The sequence below is a fragment of the Nocardia sp. NPDC051321 genome, assembly GCF_044455225.1.
Classification (GTDB): Bacteria; Actinomycetota; Actinomycetes; order Mycobacteriales; family Mycobacteriaceae; genus Nocardia.
In genome coordinates this window covers 116347-132451 of the sequence record NZ_JBITEM010000008.1, presented here as the reverse complement: position 1 = coordinate 132451, position 16105 = coordinate 116347, and the positions used below count along the sequence as shown (strand labels likewise).

Annotated in this window: 12 protein-coding genes; 10 read left to right on the top strand and 2 right to left on the bottom strand. The window is 66.4% G+C overall.

All coding sequences use genetic code 11. The features are described 5' to 3' along the window. Positions 1-116: 116 nt before the first annotated feature. The 10 genes from ACIA8C_RS20415 to ACIA8C_RS20370 all read left to right on the top strand — a co-directional run bounded on the left by ACIA8C_RS20415 (position 117) and on the right by ACIA8C_RS20370 (position 15019). Positions 117-281 (top strand): hypothetical protein, encoded by a 165-nt coding sequence (locus ACIA8C_RS20415; RefSeq protein ID WP_397136835.1) that lies wholly within the window; start codon positions 117-119, stop codon positions 279-281. Between the two features lie 582 nt (positions 282-863). Then, positions 864-2060, top strand: a complete 1197-nt coding sequence (locus ACIA8C_RS20410) for a hypothetical protein (RefSeq protein ID WP_397136833.1) — start codon at positions 864-866, stop codon at positions 2058-2060. Positions 2061-2071: 11 nt separating this feature from the next. Then, positions 2072-3418 carry a cytochrome P450 gene (locus tag ACIA8C_RS20405; protein WP_397136831.1) on the top strand — a complete coding sequence of 449 codons (1347 nt, stop codon included), beginning with the start codon at positions 2072-2074 and terminating at the stop codon, positions 3416-3418. A 64-nt stretch (positions 3419-3482) separates the two neighbouring features. Then, the gene (locus ACIA8C_RS20400) at positions 3483-4589 is read left to right on the top strand and encodes a polyprenyl synthetase family protein (protein ID WP_397136829.1); all 1107 of its coding nucleotides are present in this window, start codon (positions 3483-3485) and stop codon (positions 4587-4589) included. A 4-nt stretch (positions 4590-4593) separates the two neighbouring features. Beyond that, positions 4594-5688 (top strand): terpene synthase family protein, encoded by a 1095-nt coding sequence (locus ACIA8C_RS20395; protein ID WP_397136827.1) that lies wholly within the window; start codon positions 4594-4596, stop codon positions 5686-5688. Further along, positions 5669-7033, top strand: coding sequence for a cytochrome P450 (locus ACIA8C_RS20390; RefSeq protein WP_397136825.1), 1365 nt, complete (start codon positions 5669-5671; stop codon positions 7031-7033). Before ACIA8C_RS20395 ends, ACIA8C_RS20390 begins: the two co-directional genes overlap by 20 nt. Further along, positions 7030-8190, top strand: coding sequence for a hypothetical protein (locus tag ACIA8C_RS20385; protein WP_397136823.1), 1161 nt, complete (start codon positions 7030-7032; stop codon positions 8188-8190). Before ACIA8C_RS20390 ends, ACIA8C_RS20385 begins: the two co-directional genes overlap by 4 nt. Beyond that, positions 8187-9422: a cytochrome P450 gene (locus ACIA8C_RS20380; protein ID WP_397136820.1), complete on the top strand. Its 1236-nt coding sequence runs from the start codon at positions 8187-8189 to the stop codon at positions 9420-9422. Before ACIA8C_RS20385 ends, ACIA8C_RS20380 begins: the two co-directional genes overlap by 4 nt. A gap of 2 nt (positions 9423-9424) precedes the next feature. After that, positions 9425-9649, top strand: coding sequence for a ferredoxin (locus tag ACIA8C_RS20375; RefSeq protein ID WP_397136818.1), 225 nt, complete (start codon positions 9425-9427; stop codon positions 9647-9649). Positions 9650-9655: 6 nt separating this feature from the next. After that, complete coding sequence (locus tag ACIA8C_RS20370; RefSeq protein ID WP_397136816.1) at positions 9656-15019, top strand: SDR family NAD(P)-dependent oxidoreductase; 5364 nt, start codon at positions 9656-9658, stop codon at positions 15017-15019. A gap of 110 nt (positions 15020-15129) precedes the next feature. Here the strand turns inward: ACIA8C_RS20370 and crcB (ACIA8C_RS20365) are convergent, their stop codons facing one another. Continuing rightward, positions 15130-15492 (bottom strand): fluoride efflux transporter CrcB, encoded by a 363-nt coding sequence (gene crcB / locus ACIA8C_RS20365; RefSeq protein WP_397136814.1) that lies wholly within the window; start codon positions 15490-15492, stop codon positions 15130-15132. Continuing rightward, positions 15489-15980 carry a fluoride efflux transporter CrcB gene (gene crcB / locus ACIA8C_RS20360; protein ID WP_397136812.1) on the bottom strand — a complete coding sequence of 164 codons (492 nt, stop codon included), beginning with the start codon at positions 15978-15980 and terminating at the stop codon, positions 15489-15491. Before crcB (ACIA8C_RS20360) ends, crcB (ACIA8C_RS20365) begins: the two co-directional genes overlap by 4 nt. Positions 15981-16105: the final 125 nt, after the last annotated feature.

Genomic DNA, 16105 nt, shown 5'->3' with positions numbered 1-16105 from the left:
TTGCCAACAATGTCCTCACAACATTTGCAGATAAAGGTGACCTGAATAAACCTGTAAGCCGGTCTTATATAAGCTCACGACACCTGACGTAATGCCTGCGCCACTATTCTCGTCCCGTGCTGTTTCCGACGCCCCCGTTGAGCAACGCCGACGAACGTGTGTTGTCCGACGTGGAACGTCTGCAGGATGAGCTGCATTTCCAGGTACAAGGCGCACCGGGCGCGTTGGAGATCGCTAGCACGCCAACGACATTGACAGATCCCTACGCCGTCACCAGCTAGCGAATTGCGCTACCGGACGTCCGAAGCGGCTGCCAGAGTGTCGGTATGGCAGAGCAGATGCCGCTCACCGAACACCGGCGGCAGCAGGCGCGGCCGAAACCGGCTGATCCACACCCGGTTCGAGCGACGAATTCCTTGCCATCACCCGCGTTACCCAATACCACAAACAGTGCTACAACATCAATAGTCACAGAAATAGTTATGTGATATAGCAGTTCCCCAAGTCAGGCGCAGTCCGCATGGCTCGTCGGGCGCCCTCCCCGAGGGAGGCAGCCCGCGAGTTGGACGCACGACTACCCGCCGGCAGCACCATGTCCCAGCATTCGCTGGCACCATACCATCCGACGGCACTCATTGCGGGACACTAGTTTTGGGGCTTCCAAACAGGTTGCGACTCCACTGGGGACGGATTAATGTCCGATCTGGAGAGGTCACCGGCTGAGCCCCGGACAACGGGGCAGCCGGAACCGGCGGTGGGGTTCGGGAACGGTTCCCGGAGGATGGCCGGTGCGCGACTTCTCTCTATCGCACCGCCCAATAGTGTCGCGGCGGTGAATCAGATTGGGAGTTGGAGGGATTTCCGTGTCGTTCACCGGTACCATTGAAGACTTCACGGCCGATCCATATTCGGTGTATCGAGCCATGAATTCGGACGCACCTTTGACCCCGGTCGGTCCGACCGACTATGTCGTCACCGATCCTGCCCTCATCCTCGAGATCTTCGAGGATCACCAGACCTACACCAGCGTGCACAATCTGGAAGGCCAGGTGCCGGTCTGCGATGAGGCACGGGCGATCCTGGCGGGTACGTTGTTCTATCGCAGCGCCCTGTTCAACGAGCCGCCGCCGAAGCACACGGCCTTCCGCAAGACCTTCATCCGGCCGTTCACACCCGCGGCGGTGGACAAGCTGGCCCCGACGATCCGCGCGCTGGCCGTCGATATGTGCGCCGACCTCGGCACGCGCACTGGTTTCGACGTAATGCGTGAGCTCGCCTTCCCGCTCCCCATCACGATCATCTCGGACATGATCGGCATCCCGACCGAGGACCGTGCGCAGGTCAAACAGTGGAACGACCTGTGGCTGGCTTTGCAGCTCGCCCCCCTCCCGCCGGAGGCGCAGGTCCAGGCGGCCGAGGCCGTGCGTGTCTACGAGGAGTACGTGCGGCGCTTGATCCAGGAGACCGTGGCGCAACACCGCCCCTGCCTCCTGCTGGAGATGGTCGATGCCATCGGCGGCTCCGGCGCGGTACACGACGTGGATGACATCATTGTCGCCATCCGGGTCATGATCGCCGCCGGACACGAGACGACCTCCGGCCTCATCGGCAACGCGGTGGCCCGGCTCATCGACACCGGTCGCTGGGCCGAGCTCGCCGACAATCCCACGGCTGTACCGGATTTCATCGAGGAGACGATGGCCGCCGACCCCGCGGTGCAGAGTGCGCCCCGATCGGTGGAGCGCGACACCGAGATCCGCGGTGTCACCGTGGCGGCCGGTGCACGGCTGCACCTGGCGATCGGCGCTTTCGGCGCGCTGGCCGGCTCCGACAACGGCACAGCCGACCCGGAAGCCAACGGCCACAGGCACATCGGCTTCGGCCACGGTATCCACCGGTGCATGGGTTCGCATCTGGGCCGCACCGAGGCGCGCATCGCGCTGGAGGTCCTGCTTGCCGCGGTTCCGGCCGCCCCGCGTTTCGACGACGCCGCGCCACCGCAGCGCGTTCCCGGCGGATTCGTCTTCCGCTGTTTCAGTTCGCTACCCATCTGCTGGTGAGGAATTCCGTCATGACCCCCAAACCCCCGTTGGTGCCGCATGCCAAACCACTGGTCGGACACGCACTCGACATCTGGCAGGATCCGCTGAAATTCTTCAGCGCCGCGGCCCGCACTGCACCGCTGTCCCGGATCAAGATCGGCTGGAAAGACGCCTGCTTGGTCTCCAATCACGAACTGCTGTACCAAATTCTGGTCACCGACGCCAAGAAGTACGACAAGGGCATCCAGTACGAGCGGGCGCGGGCCATGCTCGGCGATGGGGTGCTGCTGGCGGAGGGCGACTTGCACATGCGTCAGCGCAGGCTGATGCAGCCCATGTTCAACAAGCCGTCCATCAGCGACTACATCGACGCCATGCACACCTACAGCACGGCCATGGTGGAGTCCTGGCGCGGCAAAGACACGGTCGAGCTGTATCCGGAGTTCTACCGGCTCGCCACTCGCGTCGTCATCGACACTCTGTTCTCCACCGTCATGACCGACCGCGATGTGGAGTTGGTGCGCGCCAAGATGCCCATCGTCATCTCCGGTATCGAGAAACGTGGAGCACTGCCGCCCCGACTGTTCGACACCATCCCGACTCCGGAGAACCGGGCGTTCTACGCGGCCATCGCCGATCTGCGCGCACTCGGCGATCGGTTGGTCGACGCCCGGCTGAGCGCGCAGCGCGCGGCCGGCGACCGGGCCGACCTGATGGACGTGCTCACCGGTACCGACGACGAGGTCACCCGCCGCGACAACGACCGGGCTCAGATCCTCAATGAATTCCTGACCTTCCTCACCGCAGGCTCGGAGACCACGCCGAGCGCCATCGCGTGGACCTGCTATCTGCTGGCCCGGCATCCGGAGATCCAGGAGCGGATACGCGCCGAGGTAGCCGGGTTCGATGTGGCCACCGACAGCACCGTGCAGGCCGTGCAGCGGCTTTCCCTGCTGCAGGCTGCGGTCAAGGAATCGTTGCGGCTCTATCCGCCGGTATGGGCGCTGGGCCGGCGCACGTTGGAGACCACCACCCTCGGCGGTTTCGAACTGCCACCCGGTACCCAGGTGTTCTACTCCGTGTACGCCATCCAACGCGACGAGAGCGTGTACGACCACCCCGACGAGTTCAGACCCGACCGCTGGCTCGACGACGCCAAAAAGTACCCGCGCACCGCCTTTCTGCCGTTCGGCGCCGGTGTGCGCAATTGCATCGGCGAGCACTTCGCGTGGATCGAAATCGCCATCGCCATCGTCAATATCCTGCAGCGCTACGAACTTTCACTGCAGCCGGGCCAGCAGGTGCCCGCGGCGGCAATGGGCGCACTCGTGCCGGGCGCCCTGCCGATGCGGTTGCGCAGTGTGGTTCCGCTATGAGCGAGCGCCGGCGAGTGAACCATCAACACAGCACGACGGAGCCGAGCGCCAGCGAGGTGGAGTCGTGAGTGGCGCACCGACAGCCGCACGACTTGTCGATCGGGTCCAGGCGAATGTCGCGCAGCTTCTCACCGAATTCGCCACACTGGCGGCGGATTCGACCTCCGGTTCGGCGACCGGGGTACCCGTGTTCACGCAACGGTTGCGCGACTATGTCGGGCAGTTCGGCAGTATGCGGCGCACTCGGGTGGCGGCCCACGCGCTGGATGGGTTCCGGGGCACCGAGGAGGCGGCCCTGATCGCGCTCGGCCACGCCTGCGCCGCCCTCGAACTGTTTCACACGGCGGCGCTCATCCACGATGACATCATCGATGAAAGCCCCACTCGCAGACACCATCCGGCGTTCCACATCGGCTGGAGTGGCATCACCGACCTCACCTCCGCCGACACGCCCGCACTCGCTACGACCCGGCTCGATGTCGCGGCGGGACTGCTCGGCGGGGACGCGCTACTGGTTTTGGCCGCCCGCGCCATCGACCGCATCGACACCCCCTCGCGGGACCGCGTCGCTCATTTCTTTCAGGAGACGCAGCTGCGCACGGTGGTCGGCGAATTCCAGGACTCGGTGCTCGAACAATGCCGTACGCGGGCCGACCGCACCGTGATCACGGAGATGTCGGTGAACAAGACGGCGTGGTACACCGTGATCGCGCCGATGATCCTGGCCGCCCGGTGCGCGGGCGCCGACGAGCGGTGCGTGCCGCTGCTGGTGGCCGCCGGCTCGGCCTACGGCGAGGCGTTCCAGCTGCTCGACGACCTCAACGAGGTGCTAGCCGAACCGGCGCTCACCGGCAAGAACTCCCTCGACGATATGAACGCGGGCAAGGCCACGCTGCTGCACCATATCGTGACCGCGCACGCCAGCCCGGCCGAACGCGCCGGGCTCAGCCAGGTGTACGGCCGCGGTGACTGCACCGAACGCGACCTCGACCAGTATCGACGGCTGGTGCACGCACACATTACACAGATCACCGTCGACCTGCGAAAACTCATGAATCGTGCTCGAACACTGTTGCGCGACAGCGGTTTGGGTGACCACATCATCGGCCGAATCGAACACGAGCTGAATCCGCATGATCAGCTTCCGGTCCATCTCGACGAGAGCGCCTGACCTCATGGCAAAGAATTTCAACCACTCACTGGTTGGCACCCAGGTCTTGTTGCCGAGTTTTCAGCATTGCGTACCCGCACTGGAACGCCCCGACGCCGAGCAGGTGGTGGCCGACAGCCACGAGTGGTGCCGCCACGGGCTTGCCGACCTGCTGCCCCCCGCGGCGCTGACCACACTGCTCGCCGAACGCGCCTCCCTGTGGACCATCCTGGTCCTGCCCACCGCGCCCTACGAATTCCTGGTCGCCGCGGCGCGATACACCGAATACCTGTCCATCCTGGACAACGCCCTGGTGGACAAGGATCTGCTCGGCAGCGATCCGGAATACGCGGCAGCGATGAAGGGCGCCATCGACGTCCTGTTCGACGGGAACATCGTCGATCGGCCCGCCGACGAAGAGCTCACCATCTGGTTCAAACCGCTGCACGAGTGCCTGACCACGCTGCACCGCTACCTGACGCCCCCGGTGTGGGACAGCTTCCACCACGAAGTGGAGCGGTTCTTCATCGGCTGCGTGGAGGAGGTGCACTATCGGAACTCCGCCATCGTCTACGACTTCGACACCTATCTGCGCATGCGGCGCAACAGCGTCGGCATGGGCATGTATTTCGCCCTCGGCGAGGCGCTCGCGCCACCGTTCGCGGAAGCCACGGTGGACGGCGCGGAATTCCGTGCGCGGCTACTCGGCCACGCGCTCGACCACATCGCCCTCGCGAACGATCTGTTCTCTTTCCGTGCCGAGGCCGACGCCGACGACGCGGTGAACGCAGTCGCCACCCTCGTTCTCAGCGAGAACCTTTCGGTACAGCAGGCTTTCGATCGGGTGGGGCTCGAGGTGTTGCGCAACGAAATCGATTTCCGGCGCACACTCGGCACGACCGTCAGCACCCTCGGCCGTGATCACCCGGTGAGTGTGTACGGCGGACTGCTCTGGAACATGATGTGCGGCAACGTTGATTGGTCTTACCGCACAACGCGATACAACGGAGAAAGGCATCGGTGGGATGGCCGGTATCCTCAAGTCGTTCGGTTCGAGCACGGCAGCACCATCTTCACCGACAAGTGCTACCGCGACCTCCTTGCCGAAGGGCTGGCCTGAGCGCGCGGCGGGGTACACCACCCGCGTGCACTCCGGCCTCGGGCTCCTCCGGCAACTGCTGCCGCTCGCGCGGGATCCGCTCGCGCGGGTAACCACGCTCAATTCGGCGGCAGCCGTTCATGTATTCACTGCGCTGGGACGGGATTTCGTTTTTCTCACCGATCCACTGCTGATCAACGACATGCTGGTGGACCGGCGCGGCCACTTCGAGAAGGGCGTGTTCTACGACCGGGTCCGGCGGCTGGCGGGCAATGGCGTTGTACTCGCCAACGGCGAGGAACACGGCAGGCAACGCGACTATCTGGATCGGTTCTTCAAACGCGATCACGTGGTCGGGCTGTCCGAGGTCATGATCGACGTGGTGCGCGCGGAGTTGGCGGTGTGGGACACCGTCCTCGACATCGACGCGGCCCTGCACCGGATGACCTTCAAAATCTTGGCCGCAACCATGTTCGGCGCAGAGATCGGCCACGCCGAGTTCGATCGCATCCACGAATGGCTCGGACTGGTGCTGGAAGCGATCATGTTCCGTACCGTGGCCCCCGCCTGGTACCTGCGCATTCCCACCAAACGCAATCGCAGGCACGACAACGCCATGGACCGCCTGCGCGCGGCCATTACCACGGCCATGACAGCACCGGAGGGCGCCGATCCGGATCGCCTCGATCTCATCTCGGTCATGCGGACGGTACGCGGTACCGACGGGAAACCACTGTCCGCCGATGAAATGGCCGATCAGATCGTGGCGGTCACCATGGCCGGGGCGGAGACGGCGGCCACCGCACTGTCCTGGTTGACCGTCGAGTTGGCGCGCGACTCGGCACTGCAGGAGACACTGCGGGCCGAGTCGGCCGCAGCAAAAGACCGAGGGGTGCCGTACAGTCCGGATCTGGCCGAGACGCCCGTGCTCAAACAGGTGCTCTCCGAACTGCTGCGCTGCCGTCAGCCCATTCTGGTCATCTCCCGGCGCACCACCCACGACACCGAACTTCGTGGCCTCAGCTTGCCGGCCGGCACGGAGGTCATGTACAGCCCGTGGGCCATGCATCGGGACAGGACGCACTTCCCTGCCGGCGCGGCCTTCGAGCCGGAAACCTTCGGCAGCAACGGTTGTCCGGTCGCCAAGGGCACCTACACTCCGTTCGGGCTCGGCCCCCGGCACTGCGTTGGCGAACAGTACGCCTGGCAGATGATGTGGATCGTGGTAGCGGAACTGCTGGCGGCGGTGCGCATTGAGAAAGCGACAGCGCAGCACCCCGACGGGCGGCCGCTGGCCACCATCATTCCGGGCACCGTGGATGCCCAGGTGCGCCGGATGCCGACGGCAGCGGGTGAGCCGTCGTGACGCGACTTCTGGAGCCGAGCGAGGTGTTTCACGCCTTCCTCGACTGGCAGACCGGATTCGAGGTGGAGGTGCTTACGGCCGTGGCACCGCGGTCGGCGGCGTCCGGAATGCGGCGGCTCTACGCGGACCTGCCCCGGCTGGGCAGCCGAATCGTCCGCAGCGCAGAGGGATTCGTATTCGAACCACCTGAGCGCACGCCGACCGTCGAGCGGACAGAGCAGGGTGCGCGGGTGGACGGCGCACTGTCGGCCTTTGCCGTCGATGTCACGGGTCCAGGCGCAATCCGGGTCACGGGCCGCGTGCACCACGCGCTGTGCGATGTGACCGGCATCCTCTCGCTGGTCGATCACCTGCTCGGGCTGATCGGTATCGCGCCCGAGGCGGATTCGATACCGGCTGAGCTGGCACGGGATTGGCCGATCGCGGCCGAACGAGTACTGGGCGGCCCGCAGTCGGCCGACGCCATTCGGCAGACGCGACTGTTCTACAGCGGGGCGGTCGGTGCACCGTTGAAGCCCGCGCAACCGGTGACCCTGCACCTCGACGCCGACCTGGTTCGCGCGATCGACCACGCGTGCTCGGCCGCCGCCATATCACTGACCGCGGTGCTTGCCACCGCCGCCGCGCCTTTCGTGCCCGGCGACAGCGACAACGTGCTGGTCGGCGCACCGGTCGACTGCCGGGTATTCATCGATCCGGCACGGGCACAGGCTATTCCGCCACGCGTGATCGGCAATGGCAGTCATGGAGCGTTGGTGCGAGTGCCACGCTCGACCCGTACTTCTGCCGAGCGGGAAGCCGCCGCCGTGCACTGCGACAACGAACTCTTGGATCAGTTGGAGGCGCAGACGCCTGCCGCACCATTCCGCGACGGGCGTTGCTATCTACCGGAACACAATGCGCCCGCTCAACTCGTGGTGTCGAATGCACGCGGTGCGGCGCGGCGGTTTTCGAGGCTGGCCGAGGCCAGCAAAGTCCTGGTACTGCCGGAGTCCTCGATTCCGGCGCTGCCGATGATCGCCGTGAACGAGAGCCCAGCGACGGGTGCCCTCGACATCACTCTCATCGCGGACTCCGCCGACTACACACCCACCGACGCCCGCCGTTTCGCCGACGCGCTCGCGCACACACTCACCGAGATCAGGGAACAGCAATGAGCACAGCATCGCCTAACAACTCAATGACCGGTGGTGGCTTGGTGACGGGTGAGCCCGAAGCATCCCTGCCTACCATTCCGCGCGAGCGGTCCGGCGTCTTCGAGCTGCCCACCGGGCTGATGGACCTGGCCGCCGCCGGTCCCATCCACCGGCTTCGCTACGCGGGGGGCCACGTCGGCTGGATCGTCACCGATTTCGAGCTGTGCCGCAAGGTACTGACCATGCCGGAGTTCAGCTCGCGTCCTGATCTGCGGCACTCGGCCATTCACGAGGCCATCGGCGACGGACAGCCGCCGGAGGAGCGGCCCGGCATGTTCGTCGGCATGGACCCGCCCGAGCACACCCACTACCGTCGCATCGTGGCCGCGGCGCTGCGACTGGGTGAGATGCGCAAGCTGGAAGCCGACATCGCGGATCGGGCGAACGCGCTGTTCGACGCGGGTACGGACGAAACCGTCGACCTGGTCTCGAAGGTCGCCTCTCCCCTGCCCGCGCTGGTGATCACCGAACTACTGGGTGTCGAGGAGGCGGTCAGCCATACCCTGACCCGCTGCTTGGAGCGCATGCTGTCGCTGGAGTCCAGCGCCGACGAGGTGCGGCAGATGTTCGGCATCATCTTCGACGAACTCGGCGAGGTCGTGGCGCGACGCAGCGCGGACCGCGCACCAGGATTCATCACCAATATGATCGCCGACGGGCAGCTCAGCCGCGATGAGATGACCAGCGTCGCCTTCCAGCTCTACACCGCGGGTCACGAGACGACCACCAACATGATCGCCCTGAGCTACCTACACCTGTTGCTGAATCCGAAGGCCGCCAACGCTATTCGCGGTGACGGGAGTGCGATCAACGACGCCGTGGAGGAATACCTCCGGTTCTTCTCGATCATCCAATTCGGCATCTCCCGCGCCGCGCTCCAAGAGGTCGAGCTCGGCGGGGTCATCATCGGACCGGGCGAGACCATCACCGTCTCCTTGCCCGCCGCCAATTTCGACGCCCGACGCTTCCCGGACCCGCACATCCTGGATATCACCCGCCGCGACCGCGGCCACCTCGCCTTCGGCTTCGGCGTACACCAGTGCGTTGCGCAACAGCTGGCGCGCGTAGAGCTCACGGTGGCGCTGCGGGTGTTCCTCGAGCGATACGACACCTTCGCCCTCGACTCGTACGAGATGAAGGCCGACACCATCGTGCACGGTCTGACTCGGCTGTCGGTGCGGCCGTCGAGGTAACCGTGCTCCGCGCGGACCGGTCCCGCTGCTGCGGCGCGGGCATGTGCGTACTCATCGATTCGACCGTATTTCAGCAGGACGAGAGCGGGCTCGTCGTCATCGACGTCGACGCGGCCCGCGCCGCCGACCCTGCGCTGCTGCGCCACGCCGTGAGCTGCTGTCCGGGCCAGGCGCTTTCGCTGACCCGCACCGAGTCCGCGAATGCTGCCGCGAACCAACGAGAGTGACTGAGCATGGACCGACGAATTGCCATTGTCGGCATCGGCGCGCGGCTGCCTGGCGGCCGCGGGCCTGCCGAGATCTGGCGGATGCTCCAGCGTCCGGATACCGAGATCGGGGCCGCCCCGGCGAGCCGGGCGCGCTTGCTCGCCGACCACGACATCACCGAGCCCGGATTCGACACGGTGTGCCGCACTGGTGGATTCATCGACGGCTGGGACGATTTCGAATACCCGGCCTTCGGCATCTCCGCTCGCGAGGCCGAGGTGATGGACCCGCAGCAGCGCATCCTGCTGGAGACGGCGTTCGAGGCTATCGCGGACAGCGGATTCACCCTGGACTATCTGCAACGCCGCGCTACCGCGGTGGTGAGCGGATACATCACCCGCGACTACTGGCAGAACGCCCGCCACGACGCCGGTCTCGACGCCATGAGCAATGTCGGCAATACCGGCAGCGGGCTATCCGGACGGCTGTCCCACGTTTTCGGCCTCACCGGGCCGTCCATCACCATCGACACCGCATGCTCATCCGGACTGTCGGCCGTAGCCGTCGCCATCGATAACATCCTGGTCGGCAACTGTTCGATCGCACTGGCCGCCGCAACCAACTTGATACTCGACCCGTACGAAACGCTGTCGTTCTACCGTTCCGGGATGCTCGCCGCCGACGGGCGCTGCAAATTCGGCACGACCGCTGCGGACGGATTCGTCCGCAGCGACGGGTTCGCCACCGTGGTGCTGCGACCACTGGAAGACGCATTGGCCGAACAGGATCGCATCTACGCGGTGATCGAAGCCGTAGCGGTCGGCAACGATGGTGGCCGGAGCGGGTCACTGCCGACCCCGGCGGTCGCGGGCCAGGTCGATGTCGTTCGCCGCGCCTTGACGCTGTCCGGTCGCGCACCCGACGAGGTCGGCTACATCGAGGCGCACGGCACCGGGACCACGGTCGGCGATCAAGTCGAAATCGATAGTCTCGCCGAGATTTTCGCCGCCAGGCAGCGGCCGCTGCCGATCGGTTCCATCAAAACCCGGATCGGACACTGCGAGGCCACCTCCGGGATGGCGGGGCTCGTGGTCGCAGCTCTGAGCCTGCACCATGCCCTGGTGCCGCCGATGCTCGCGCACGGCGAACTGCGGCCCGAACTCGCCACCGCCGAGCACGGCCTGTTCGCCCATGTCGGGGCGAGTCTGCCGCTGGCGCCGGATGCGGTCGTCGGCGTCAGCTCGTTCGGCATCACCGGAACCAACGCGCACGCCATTCTGTCCGCGCCGCCGCAGCCGAAAAGCATTACACCGCAGCCACTACCATCGCTACCGCAGCTGATCTCCGGTGCTGTGGCGCTACCCACCGTGCACGATGCCGCCGATTCCGACCGCATGAACCGGGCGCTCGCGTATCGGGTCAATCACACTGCCGAGCACCGGCGCACCCACCAGGACACCGACGGCGTGGTAGGTGCGCCCGGACCCGGCTTGATCTCCGGGCTCTGGCACGAAACCCCGAAGGTGGTTTTCGCTTTCGGCGGTTTCGGGGCGCACTGGCTGGATCCGGCCACGACGAACGACCCGGTTCTGCGGGTACACCTGCACACGACCTACGCTGCCGTACGCCGCCACCTCACCGAGGATGAGCAGCCGCTGCTCGACGGCGGACCCGACATCCCGGCGGCATTGCAGCCCTATGCCACCTGGGCGGCGCAACTGGCCATCGCCTTCACCCTGCGGGACTACGGGGTCCGGCCGGATGCGGTGCTCGGCCACAGTTTCGGTGATATCGCCGCGGGCTGCGTCGCGGGCGCACTCGATTTGGACACGGCCGCGCGGCTGCTGGTCGGCCGCACCGAGTCGGTCCGTGCACATTCGCACAACACCAAGATGGTGGTAATCACCGGCGAGCAGGTGGCGCGCGAGCGTGCCTGGATTCCGGATTCGGCGGACGTGGCGGTGGTGAACAGTCCGAGCTGTATGGTGCTCGCCTGCGCCGGTGACAGCGTCGATGCCCTGGTCGAACTCGCCGTCACGCGGGGGCACGAGGCGCGCGTGCTTGGCGTGGTCTTCGGTTCACACAGCCGATTCGTCGAACCGGCGCTGCCCGCGTTCGCCCCCGCTACCGCCCTCGGCGACCTGGTCACCGAGCTGCCGTTCTACTCCTGCACCACTGCGGCGGGCGCGGCACCGAAATCCGTTATTCCACCGCAGCATTGGCTCGACAACCTGCGCACCCCGGTCGACCTGCCGCCGGTGGCCGCACGACTGGCCGACGACGGATACGACGTCATCATCGATATCGGTCCGCACGCGGTACTGGCGGGGCATCTGCGGGCCCAGTCCCCCGCAACCATACTGGCGACCGACTCGGACGACGACGCGGACTTCCTGCGCACCCTGCTCGGCGCGCTGTTCACCGCGAATGTGCCGCTGCGTCCGAAACAGCTGCCGCAGTGGTCGTCCGAGCTGGCCGCGGCACTGATCCGGCCACAGACGCCGCGGCACGTCCCCTCGTTGCGACCGGCCGCACCGAAGGTGGCGACTCCGCTGCCCGCCCACCTGCCGGTGCCGCCGCGAGGCATCGAGCCGGCCGAGTCGGTGACGTATCAGCTGAGCGGGCCGCAGGTGCGCGTGCTCGCGGGGCATCAGGTGCGCGGCGAGACGGTCGCGCCGGGGACCTTGACGCTCAGCTATATCGTGCGCACCCTGTACCGCACCGGCCAGCCGCTGAGTATCGACAGCGTGCGGTTCGTGGAGGCGATCGTTCTCGACGACGACACCGATCAGCTCACGCTCACGGTATCGGTCACCGGCAACCAGGTGGAGGTTCATTTCACCACCGATCCCGGTGCGGTCCCGGTCCTGTGCTGCACCGCCACTGTGACCGGCGGCGATTCCGCCGCAACGAGTTCCGCGATCGAGCTACCGCTGAATCTCCTGCCGCTGTCGGTGGCCGATTTCTATCGCGAATTCACGGCGGCGGGAAACCGCTGGGACGGGCCGTTTCGCGCGATCTCCGAACTCTGGGCCTCCGCCTCGCACGCCCATGTCATCGCCGAATCGGCTGCCGTCACCGCTGATCTCGGCGAGCAGACCTCGATCGGCGGAGAGATCGATCCGGCACTGTTCGATGCGGCGCTGCACGGGCTGGCCGCTGTGCACTTCGGTCTGGCCGCAGGCGGAAAAGCTAACTGTCCCTTCTATTTCGAAGGGGTCGATCGGATGAGTTTCCACAGATCGCGAATGAGCGGCCGCGTGCGCTCGATCATCGCGCCGAGCCGGTCCGGCGCCGGTTTCGACATCGTCGTCCTCGACAGCGACGATCGGCTCGTCATTCGGTGCGAAGGCGTGCGGATTCGCCCGCTGGAGAATCAGTCCGGGATTCCGGCGCTATACCGAACCTGGGTGCCGCTCACCGGTGCGGAGGGAGCCGGGCAGGCCGATCAGCGCGTCGTCGGACTCTTCGACTCGGTACTCGGCCGTGCCGTACGCGCCGCCGCGGCGCTCGGCGCGGCTGCCGACTCGACCGCACACGCCGAGTCGGAGGTACGCGATCTGATCGATACCGCCTGCGCCACCGTAGTTTCCACGGCCGCCATGGGTCGCGAACTGTTGGTGTACGCGCAGACCCCGACCGACCTCCCTGCACCGGCGCTGACCGACTGCCTCGCCGCGCTCGGGCAGGTACTGACCGGTCTGGCTCGCGCGGCCACCGAGGCCGAAGTGCCCCTCGGCATCGTCGTGGACGATATCGAGCACCCGCCCGCCGACCAATCCACCGGAGCCGTAAGCGGATTCCTGTTCTCCCTCGCCGGGGCACTCCGTTACGAGTTCCCGACCCTCGCCGTCGCCGTCATCTGTGCCGCGGCGGATCGCCCAGTCGGCGAGCTCCCCTCGATTCGCGAACTCGCCGAGCGGGGTGAGCACAGGTTGCGACGAGACAGCGCGGGAGACCTCTTGGCGGCGCGGCTCACTGAGCGACCGCAGGAGTCCCGCCCGTACTACTCGCACCCCACCGACCCCCACCTCGACCGCTGGTCGGCCGAGGTGCGCCCGCACACCCAGCGCGCCAGCGATATCGAGCTCATCTGGTCCGATCCAGTGCACGGTCCGCGAGCCATCGGCATCCGGCCGCTACCCAGGCGGTATCGGCACGCGCGGCGACTACCGGACGTGCTGTGGGCAGTGCATGTCGCCCAGCGGATCAGCCCGGCAGCGCGAGCCGACGAGACACTCCGTGCCATGCCCGAGCTCGCGCCGACCGGCGGCTGGCCGCGGTCGGTCGGCTATCGCCACGCTCCGGCGGACATCGAGAGCGCCTTGCTGTCCCAAGTCGGCTCCGATGGCGAAATCGACTCGGCGGCAGAACTTTCCGAAAAACGCCGCACCGCGCTGATCGTCGGCGGGAACGGCGGACTCGGCTCCGCTCTCGCAGCCGACCTCGCATCCCGGGCCTTCGCGGAAATCATCCTTGTCGGAACTCGAGCAAACGTGAGCGTCGACGATCGTTTCGACTATGTGCGCTGCGATATCAGCGACCCATCAGCCGTGGACCTGCTCGAACAACGTTTACAACCGGTCGAACGCGAGGTGTTCATCTTCCATCTCGCCGGACGGCTCACGACCGGCCCGCTCACCGAACTCGGTCGCGCCGATTGGGTTCGGGTGCTTGCCCCGAAGGTCGATGGCACCCGGCAACTGGTGGAGCTGGCCGATCGCATCGGAGCGCAGCTGCTCGTCGCCTATTCGTCCGCGTCGGCAGTGCTGCCATCGCCACAGTTCGCGCACTACGGTGCGGCCAATGCCGCGATGGAGGGCATTCTCGCGGCGGCAGGCACGGGGCGAGTACGGGGCGTGCGGTGGGGATTCTGGGCCGGCGCGGGCATGCTGCGCGATCTGGATCCGGACCGCGACTACACCCCGGCCGGGGTCGGCGAAATCGGTGCGGCACAAGGGCATGCGTTCTTGTGGAACGTTCTGACGTCGGCGAGCGCCGCATTCCCGATCTGCTATCCCGCCGACTGGGCCGAGTTCAGCGCGCGCTACCAAGCGCTGCGGCACGACAGGCTGCTGCACGAACTGCGTCCGGGCGCCGACACCGAATCCCCTTCCACCCCAGCGGACACCGGCGCGCCCGCCTCGGACGAACAGATCAGCACCCTGGAATCGCTGATCATGGAAACCCTCAAGATTCCGGATGTATCGGTGGTTCGCGCGGCGAATCGACTTCGCGCCATCGGTCTGGATTCGCTACTCGCCGTTGAGCTGCGCACCAAGATCAAATCCGCCTTCGGGACCACGGTCCCCATCCGGACCCTGCTCGGCCCGATCTCCCCTGAGCAGCTGTGCACCCTCGTCACCGACGCCGAGACCCGCTCCGCATGAGCCACGAACGAGGGGATACACCATGACACGCCTCGATACCGAGATCACCATTCCCGCTCCGCGCGAACGTGTCTGGGCCGTACTCACCGATTTCGCGGCGTATCCGCAACCTATCCGTGCAGGACGTGGACGACGGAGTAGCCGAGGACGGCAGCGGCGACGCCTGCGGCGACACCCACTACGGCGTTGAGGATCGCGTGCCGGTATGCGCCTTGCTCGGCTAGGCGGAAGGTCTCGTAGCTGAAGGTGCTGTACGTGGTGAACGCACCACAGAACCCGGTGCCCGCCAACAACATCCACGGTGCCGACAGACCCGCGGCAGTCAGTCCGCCCAAGACGAGACAACCACAGACGTTGACAGCCCACGTGCCCCAAGGGAATCGGCTGTCGTGACGCGACTGGACGGTCCGGTCGAGCAGATAGCGCGACGGCGCACCGACGGCCGCCCCCAGAATCACCAGCAACACGTTCATGACGCGACCTCGACCCGGACAAACCGCGCCGCGGCACGGGCGAGCAGCACACCGGCAGTGGTGGCGAGCAATGCCACGACGAGGGTGGCGACCAGGTAGACGGCGGCGACAACGACCGTGTCCGGGTCGAGCAGCGCGCGAATGTCTTCGGCATAGGTGGAGAAGGTCGTGAAACCACCGAGCATCCCGACACCGAGGAACGGGCGAACCAACGGATGCGCCGGGCGGATCTCGGTGATCACCACCATCAGCACGCCGAGCAGGAAACTCCCAGCAACGTTGATGGTGAACACCGCCCACGGGAACCCGCCCGCCGGCGCGGGCCAGGCGAGGGTCAGACCGTAGCGAGCCAACGCGCCGAGTGCGCCACCGACCGCGATGACGGCCAGGACAACCCCGTGCGTGCTGGAGAGCTCGCACCGCTGGTCCGGGTTGTGCAGGTCGATGTCGGGATCGACGGAAAGGCATGTTTGCGGGTCGATGGGCACAGCTGTCTCCTACTCCAAGGCCGCCCGAAAGCGGGGTGATGGGGTAGGGACTGTTGGCCGGCGATGCCCGCGGTTGTTCCGAATCCAAGTCCGGAGCGGCGAGCCCCACCGCCGCAGCAACTACT